Below are 9,171 nucleotides of genomic sequence, written 5' to 3'. Positions count from 1 at the left end.
CTATTGATCAATGGGGAAATTTTCAGTTTGTATTATTTCTTAAAGTTAAAAATCCTAATAAAGTTTCGTTTATCGAAAATGATTTGCAAAAACTTTATTACGATAACATGACAGTTCGTTATGCTAAAGAAAATGGAATTTCTCCTGAGCAGTTTATTAAAAAATATGGAGCCACTAAACCCTCTTTAGAACCTTTGTCTACTATTAGGTTACACACTAAAACGAGTGGTCTAATTGAGGAAAATGGTAATTTTCAGTTTTTAATGATTATGGTAGGATTGTCTGTTTTAATTCTGCTACTTTCAATTGTAAATTACATCAATTCTGCAACAGCAAATGCTATAAAACGTGCCAAAGAAGTTGGGGTAAGAAAAGTTATAGGTTCTTCAAAAATTAATATAATACAGCAATTTGTTTTTGAAACAGCAATACTATCGTTGTTTTCAATTTTAATTGCTCTTGTAATTGTGGAACTGTCGTTACCTTATTATAATGATTTTTTAAATAAAACCATTGTTGTACAAGGCAGTCAATTTTATTTACAACTTACCATCATATTTAGTATTACGGTTTGTTTGGCAGGAGTTTTTCCAGCAATATATGTTTCTAATTTTGAAACTTTAAAGGTATTGAAAGGCAATTTTGGAAGAAGTAAAAGTGGCGTATGGTTACGCAACGGAATGTTGATTTTTCAATTTTCAATTGCGACTTTTTTTATCATCGGATCCTATATTGTTTATCAGCAAATTGACCATATCAATAAAAAGGATTTAGGCTTCAAGGCCAATCAAATTTTAAGTATTTCTTATCGCAATGTATATGGAGAAGAGATAACAGACAATTTTAGATTTGATCGCTACTTAACTATCAAAAATGAATTATTGCGGATACCAGGTGTAAAACAAGTGGCAGCGGGTGGCTTTGCTTTTGGAGGGTCTGCAAAATCAACAATAACACTTCAATATAAAGATATAAGTGTGGATGGAGACAATATTCCAATTGATTTTGGGATGTTAGAAATGATGCAAATAAAACTTGTGAAAGGAAGATACTTGAGTCCAAAATTTGCCCAGGATACTATTAATTCGATGTTAATAAATGAAACTGCCGCGGGACTACTAAAAGAGAAAAACCCAATTGGGAAAAAGGTAAATTGGAATGGTAAAGAGTTAATCATCGTTGGGGTTGTAAAAGATTTTAACATAGGGAATCCAGCCGAAGCTATTCCGCCAATGTCAATATTCCACTTTAAAACAAATTCGTGGTTGACATTTGCTTTAAACAATATTTACATTGATGCCGATACAAAAACTATGGATCAAACAGTAGCTGATCTGGAAAAATTTTGGCTAAAAAAAGTAGATCCTAATTATCCATTTGCATATGATTTTGTTGATAAAGATTACAAAAGATCGTATAGCAGTTATGTAAAGCAAAAAAACCTGTTCACAATACTCAATATTGTAGTGATCCTTATTGCACTTTTTGGTTTATTCTGTCTAGCCTCGTTTTCTATCGAAAGACGCATGAAAGAAATTGCAGTAAGAAAAACACTCGGCGCCGAAACTAATGTTTTACTAAAGGAATTATCCCAACAATACATTATTTATTGTGTTATAGGATTTTTGATCGCAGTCTTTCCAGCATATTATTTACTTAATAAATGGTTAGAGAATTTCGCTTATCGAATTGATATTTCAATCTATCCTTTTCTAATTGGCTTTATTGCCTTATTGTCACTAACATTATTGGTAGTGCTTTCAAAAGCTTATCAGGCCACAAGAGTTGACGTTTTACAATACTTAAAATACGAGTAATCATGTTATTAAACTATATCAAAATATTCCTTTATCATTTAAAGCAAAACAAACTGTTTTCATTTCTCAACGTTTTGGGTTTGAGCATTGGTATTGCAGGCTTGATTTTCGCTATTTTATATTGGAATGACGAACAAAGTTACAACTCTTGGAATCCTGATAAAGATAAAGTTTTTCAATCCATAAGTAAAGTAAGTCGAACTGATTATTGGGCTAGTAACATTTCTCCTTTAGAAGAATATTTTAAAAAAGATTTCAAAGAAATTGAATCCCATTGTTATTTTGAGAATTGGTATTTTGAGGAAATTATTCAATACAAAAAGAAAAAAGGGATCTTTAAAATTACTGACGCACAAAAGACTTTTTTTGAAATGTTTCCATTCAAATTCATAAAGGGAAATGGTAAAACGGCATTAAAAGATAACTCAAGTATTGCAGTCTCTCTTGAAACGGCAATGAAATTATTTGGTCGCGAAGACGTATTGGGAGAAATAGTTACTTATTCAGGAAGAAAACTTATCGTTAGAGGTGTTTATACCATTCCGGGAAAATCATCAATGCAGCCTGAAGCCGTTACAAATCTAATTGATAATAGACTCACCGCAGAAAAGGATAATTGGGGAAATTTTAGTTTTGGTTTACTCATTAAATTAAAAGATGCCAATGATAAAGAGAAAGTAATTGCAAAAATAGAACAGTTGATGCATCAAAATCGAGAGGTAAAATGGGCAAAAGCTGAAGGATTAAGTGTGGAAGAATATTTAAAAAAAAATGGAGGAGTCAGTTATAAAAGTATTTTGGAGCCGTTAAAAGATGCCAGACTTCATTCTATAACTGAGGGGTTTGCAGAAGGTAGAGGGAATTATCAGTTTTTGATGATAATGGTTTCGCTTTCTATTTTAATTTTAATATTGTCTATTGTAAATTATATCAACTTAACGACTGCAAATGCAATAAAAAGAGCCAAAGAAGTTGGAGTAAGAAAGATTATTGGGGCTTCAAAATCAAATGTAGTCAAGCAATTTCTTCTTGAAACATTTTTAATTACGACATTTTCAATTCTTCTTTCTTTGGTTATAGTAGAATTATCCTTGCCATACTACAATGATTTTTTAGATAAAAATCTAATCATTTCCGGAAATCAGTTTTGCCTGTATTTATTACTTGTTTTTGTGGTAACAATTTTAGTTGCCGGCATATTTCCTGCAGTTTATGTATCTAATTTTGAAACTTTAAAAGTACTGAAAGGTAATTTTGGACGAAGTAAAAGGGGAGTTTTGTTACGCAACGGAATGCTCATAATTCAATTTTCAATAGCCACGTTCTTTATTATTGGATCTTATATTGTTAACGAACAAATAAAATATATCAGTACTAAAGATTTAGGTTTTAAAGGAGAACAAATACTTTCTATAGATTATAAAAATAATTACGATTGGAATGAAGAAGGCTATAAGAGCAAAATATATAACAGGTACAACTTGATAAAACAGGAAATTTCTAAAATTAAAGGTGTAGAACAAATAGCTACTGGAGCTTTTAGTTTTGGTTCTGGAAATGGCTCAACTACCGGATTCTCCTACCATAATAGTGAGAACATCCAAAGCAGAAATATGGGTATCGATTTTGGAATGTTGGAAATGATGCAAATCAAAATTAAAGAAGGTAGGTTTCTCTCCGAAAAATTTGCTTCGGATACTATAAATACAATGTTAGTTAATGAAACGGCATTGAAAATGATGAACGAAAAAAATCCAATTGGGAAAGAAATAGATTGGAACGATCGCAAACTAAAAATTGTAGGAGTTGTCAAAGATTTTAATCTGTTCGGGCCACAGGAAAAAATTCCTCCAATGGTGTTTTTTCACTTCAAAACAGTGGATTGGATGCTTCAAAATATAAGTAAAATTCACGTTAAAATAAATTCTGACAACCCACAACAGACTATTGCTGATATTGAAAAGCTATGGATCAAAAAAGTTGATTCAGAAAATCCGTTTAGTTATGATTTTGTTGATAAACAATACGCTAGAACTTATGAAAATTACGTGAAGCAGAAAAATCTGTTTTCATTGTTGAACCTCATAGTAATTCTAATTGCGCTTTTCGGATTATTTGCTTTGGCTTCTTTTTCAATAGAAAGACGCATGAAAGAAATTTCCATCCGAAAAACACTCGGCGCAGAAACTAATGTTTTACTAAGAGAATTATCCAAACAATACATCATTTTCTGCGTAATTGGTTTTTTGACTGCGTTATTCCCAGCGTATTATTTACTCAACAAATGGTTAGAAAACTTTGTTTACCGAATTGATATATCCATTTATCCATTTCTAATTGGCTTCATTGCCTTACTATCACTAACATTATTGGTAGTGCTTTCAAAAGCATATCAGGCCACAAGAGTTGACGTTTTAAAATATTTAAAATACGAATAATTAAAAAGATTTACACCCTTTTATTAACGAACCAAAACCCAAATAATGTTATTAAACTATATAAAAATATTCCTTTATCATTTAAAGCAAAACAAACTGTTTTCATTTCTCAATGTTTTCGGACTGGCCATCGGAATAGCAGGTTTGATTTTCGCTATGCTCTATTGGAATGACGAACAAAGTTATGATGAGTGGAATCCTGAAAAGGACAACGTATATCAAGTTTTGATACAATTGAGTGATATGCCTATTTGGTCTGAATGTTCTTTGTTTTTAAAACCTGTATTAGCCAAAGACCCAAATGTTAAAAGTATATTGTATGCTGACAGTTGGTATCAGAAAGATAAAATCATCTACAATGGAAAGAAAATAGTTGAAACTAAAATCATTAATGTTGAAAACAATTTCTTTTCGTTTTTCCCTTTCAAAATAATTAGCGGAGATGCTATCTCAGGATTAAAAGATGATTCTAGTGTCGCTATTTCAGACCTTATTGCTAAACGCATTTTTGGGAACGAAAACCCAATTGGCAAACAAATAAAATGTTTAAATCACATGTTTGTAGTTCGAACGGTATATCAAATTCCGGGGAATTCATCAATTGCTCCTAATGTTATAGTAAACAGAATGAAGGAATTGACATCAACAAATGTAACAGCTCCTTTTTTATTAAAATTAGTAGTAAAAGTCAAAGACCCATCAAAAATTGAACTTACGAGAAAGAGTCTTGAAAAAGAGTACAATACAAGCTTTGTTGGAAGAATAGCTAAACTTGAAGGATTTACTCAAGAAGAAATGGCTAAGAAAATAGGATACTTTAATGTTGTTATGGAGCCACTTTCAAAAGCAAGATTACATTCTATTACAGATGGTTATCCTGAAGGCAGAGGGAATTATCAATTTTTAGTAATTATGGCTGGATTGTCCGTTTTAATTCTCATTTTATCTCTTGTGAATTATATCAATTTGGCTACTGCCAATGCTATACAACGTGCCAAAGAAGTGGGTATCCGTAAAGTTGTGGGTGCTTCAAAAAGTACCATTGTAATTCAATTTATTTTTGAAAGTATCCTATTATGTTTGTTTTCTATTTTATTGGCTTTAGTGATTGTGGAGTTGTCATTGCCCTACTACAATGATTTTCTAAACAAGAATTTACATATTATTGGGAGTCAATTTTATCTTCAATTAGCACTCATTTTTATTATTTCCGTTTTGTTAGCAGGAATATTTCCAGCAGTTTATGTCTCTAATTTTGAAACTTTAAAGGTGTTAAAAGGAAATTTTGGCAGAAGTAAAAGCGGAATTTGGCTGCGCAATGGAATGCTAATTTTTCAATTTGCAGTTGCCACTTTTTTTATTGTAGGTTCTTATATAGTATATCAACAAATCAACTATTTAACTCATAAAGATTTAGGTTTTAAAGGTGACCAAGTGATTACTGTGCCATTGAATTTTTCTAACTCTGACTATGAAGTACAAAATCCAGGGCAACACATTTATAACAAATACAGTACAATCAGGCAAGAATTATCCAAAATAAATGGAGTCAATACGATATCTACGGGTCTTATTTCATTTGACGGCTCAAATAATGCTATAGTTCCTGTTTTATATAATGACGAACTTTTCAAGGAGCGAGGTATTCCTGTAGATTTTGGGATTTTTGAAATGCTAAATGTTAAGGTAACAAACGGAAGAAATTTTGATTTAAAAATTGCGTCAGACACAATTAATTCAGTTGTACTTAACGAAACTGCTGTGAAATTAATGAAGATAAAAAAACCAATTGGTGAGAGTGTCAGAATCAATAATCAAATTTTAAGAATTATAGGAGTTGTTAAGGATTTTAATATTTTGAGCCCCGAAGAAAAAGTGCCTCCCATCGTTTTTTATCATCTTAAAACAACTGGTAGTACTCAATACATAGATAAAGTTTATATAAAACTAAAAGCAGATAACATTGAAAATACGATTGCCGATATTGAAAAACTATGGAGCAAAGTAGATACTGAAAATCCGTTTAAATACGATTTTGTAGACAAACAATACGCTAGAACCTATGAAAATTATGTGAAGCAAAAGAATCTTTTTTCATTGTTAAATATTGTTGTAATTGGTATTGCGCTTTTTGGATTATTTGCCTTGGCTTCGTATTCAATACAAAGGCGCATGAAAGAAATTGCTATTAGAAAAACTTTGGGTGCAGCAACCAATTCTTTGTTGATAGAATTATCCAAACAGTATATTTTGTATTGCACAATCGGGTATTTAATCGCTTTGTTTCCTGTGTATTATTTATTGAACAAATGGCTCGAAAATTTTGCTTTTAGGATTCACATGACAGTATTTCCATTCGTATTTGGGTTTATTGTTTTGCTACTTCTAACACTTTTGATAGTGCTTTCAAAAGCCTTTCAAGCAACTAAAACGGATGTTTTAAAATATTTAAAATATGAATAAGAATGCAATTTTTACGGTAGTCTTTTTTTTAATTTTTGCTTTGGTAAGTGCTCAGGAAAATTCTTGGACACTTACTAAATGCATTGAAACAGCTTTGCAAAATAATATCGAAATAAAAATCAGACAACTTGAAATAAAAAAAACAGAAAAGTCCCAAAACTCAGTTTTGAATCGAATGTTACCCACGATCAATTTATATGGTGAGCAAGGCTATAATTTTGGTTCTACCATTGATCCATCGACTAACGGAAGGGTAAGCTCTAATATTCAGAACAATAATTTTTATCTCAATGCTAGAACGAATTTAATTGATTTTAGTGCTTTTGCAAATGCACAAAAAGACAAATTAAATATTGCTCTCGCCAAAGCGGATGTAGAAGTCATAGAAAATGAATACAAACTTCAAATTTTAGAAAGTTATTATCAAGTGCTATACATACAAGAGTTATTGAAAATCCAAAAAGAACAACTCAAGCAGGCTTCTTTCAACTTAGACAGAATAACTAAAGAAGTTGCTATTGGGAGTAAACCCCAAAGTGATTTGTACGACATGCAATTGAGCTTTTCGACAGAAGAAATCCGAAATCAGGAAACAGAACAATTGTATGTTATAAAAAAGACAGAATTGTTTCAGTTGATGAATAGTATGGATGTGAAAACTGATGAAGTTGCATTAGAACCATATTTAAAGGAAGCAACAAAAGATTATGATAATATGATTTTTAATCCTAAAATTAAACTTGCCGAACTCAATTATCAAAATAGTTTGAAGTCAATTCGATTAGAAAAAGCCAGCAATTATCCCGTATTGTCAGCCTACTACGGATATTCTACTTTTTATTATAAAAATCTGAAACAAGTTAATACCAACACAGATTCTTTTTTCCATCAATTAGAAGATAATAAAAACCAACAAGTTGGAATGCAATTAAGTATTCCAGTTTTCAATGGCTTTAGAAATGACAAAAAAATCAGCGCATCAAAAATAGCTGGAGATAAGGCAAAACTGCTAATAGAAAAGGAAAAACAACAAGTAGAAAAACAAGTCGTCTTAGAAGAGCAAAACAAGAGGAATTATTCGCAACTTCAATATAAATTGATCGAGAAGCAAAAGTTTGCTAGAGCTTCTTTTGCCACTACACAATCTAAATTTACAAGTGGTAAAGTGGAAGCCATTGTATATTCATCAGTGAAAAATCAATCACTTGCTGCTGATTTTGAAGTATTAAAAAATAATCTTCAATTGCAATACATTGATTTGAAAATAAACCTGTTGAGAAGGAATCAGTTGTAAAAATTAACCTAATTATGCAAAGGTGTTTACCCTGTAAACGGTTATTTCTTTTAATCTAGAACAAAATGATTCATGAGGAAATGCATCCGGCCCACAAAACTTCTCAAGAAATGGAGAAGTTTTTTTTTGCACTAACCTGAACACTAATTTTCGGTTTAGCCGTGAATGGTTTCACTTGTTCCATAGTTCACAATTATCGAAGTTTCAAAGGCAATCCATTCCTTCCAGCGTTTATCCACATCTACATGATCCGCATATTTTTTGGCAAATCCTAAAAAAGTCGTGTAATGTCCCGCTTCACTAATCATTAAATCTCTATAAAATTTAGCTAATTCTGCGTCGGCAATGTTTTCCGAAAGCACTTTGAAACGCTCACAACTTCTTGCTTCAATCATAGCCGAAAACAACAAACGTTCACACAAAGCATCATTCCTACTTCCATCTTTTTTCATGAATTTAAACAATTCATTCACATAATGATCCTTGCGCTCGCGCCCTAACGAGAGCCCTTTCTTTTTTATCAAGTCGTGCACCATTTGCAAATGCTCTAATTCTTCCCTAGCAATAATCATCAATTCAGTTACCAGCTCTTCTTTTTCTGAATTTTGAGTAATCAAACTTATTGCGTTCGATGCCGCTTTTTGTTCACACCAAGCGTGGTCTGTCAATATTTCTTCAATATTTGACTCCACTATATTCACCCATCGTGGGTCCGTAACTAATTTTAATCCTAACATTTCAATATCATTTAATGTACTACAAAATTAGTGATTTATTGCATAGACACATCCATCAAGATCAAATTGAACCCTTAATAAAACAAAAATAATTAGGGCGTGCCACCAAAAAAAATGGCCTAGCAACATTCTACTTAGCCATTTTTTTGCTGTCGGGCTAACCGCTTCAAGTCCTCATTGCGTTTTTGCTACGCGACAACGCAATTGCGGGCTATACGCATCTATCCCTCACGCAGCCTTTACTTTGTAAAATTATTTATTTAAAAATTTACGATAGAGATTTTATAAGAAAAGCGTTAATTTTATTAAAGGAAAGCAGAGGTGAACTATATTCCTCACTAAGTGATACTTATCTCGCGTATTAGTCCTCTGCTATCCCTTTAACCCAGTTGAATAGCTTCAAATAGAATAATAGACATAGC

Annotated in this window: 5 protein-coding genes; 4 read left to right on the top strand and 1 reads right to left on the bottom strand. The window is 31.7% G+C overall.

All coding sequences use genetic code 11. The features are described 5' to 3' along the window. From FPG59_RS10595 to FPG59_RS10580, 4 genes are all read left to right on the top strand, one after another. On the top strand, positions 1-1,817 hold a 1,817-nt coding region (locus FPG59_RS10595), incomplete at its 5' end, for an ABC transporter permease (protein ID WP_140344630.1). 2 nt (positions 1,818-1,819) lie between these two features. After that, entirely contained in the window at positions 1,820-4,255 is a 2,436-nt protein-coding gene (locus FPG59_RS10590; protein ID WP_086454573.1) for an ABC transporter permease, read from the top strand. Between the two features lie 45 nt (positions 4,256-4,300). After that, a complete protein-coding gene (locus FPG59_RS10585) occupies positions 4,301-6,718 on the top strand; it encodes an ABC transporter permease (RefSeq protein ID WP_086454572.1) in 2,418 nt (805 codons plus the stop codon). Further along, positions 6,711-8,012, top strand: a complete 1,302-nt coding sequence (locus tag FPG59_RS10580; RefSeq protein ID WP_086454571.1) for a TolC family protein — start codon at positions 6,711-6,713, stop codon at positions 8,010-8,012. Before FPG59_RS10585 ends, FPG59_RS10580 begins: the two co-directional genes overlap by 8 nt. Before the next feature lie 155 nt (positions 8,013-8,167). On the opposite strand, the gene FPG59_RS10575 is transcribed toward FPG59_RS10580, so the two are convergent. Then, positions 8,168-8,749 carry a tRNA-(ms[2]io[6]A)-hydroxylase gene (locus FPG59_RS10575; protein WP_086454570.1) on the bottom strand — a complete coding sequence of 194 codons (582 nt, stop codon included), beginning with the start codon at positions 8,747-8,749 and terminating at the stop codon, positions 8,168-8,170. Positions 8,750-9,171 lie beyond the last annotated feature (422 nt).

The sequence above is a fragment of the Flavobacterium sp. FPG59 genome (assembly GCF_002150205.1).
Taxonomy (GTDB): Bacteria; Bacteroidota; Bacteroidia; order Flavobacteriales; family Flavobacteriaceae; genus Flavobacterium.
The sequence above is the reverse complement of the archived record's forward strand: the minus strand, read 5'-3'. Positions and strand labels throughout refer to the sequence as shown.

Excerpts from the sequence above, each read along its gene's own strand:
- FPG59_RS10590 (WP_086454573.1), top strand. The coding sequence starts at position 1,820 with ATGTTATTAAACTATATCAAAATATTCCTTTATCATTTAAAGCAAAAC.
- FPG59_RS10585 (WP_086454572.1), top strand. The coding sequence starts at position 4,301 with ATGTTATTAAACTATATAAAAATATTCCTTTATCATTTAAAGCAAAAC.
- FPG59_RS10580 (WP_086454571.1), top strand. The coding sequence starts at position 6,711 with ATGAATAAGAATGCAATTTTTACGGTAGTCTTTTTTTTAATTTTTGCT.
- FPG59_RS10575 (WP_086454570.1), bottom strand. The coding sequence starts at position 8,749 with ATGTTAGGATTAAAATTAGTTACGGACCCACGATGGGTGAATATAGTG.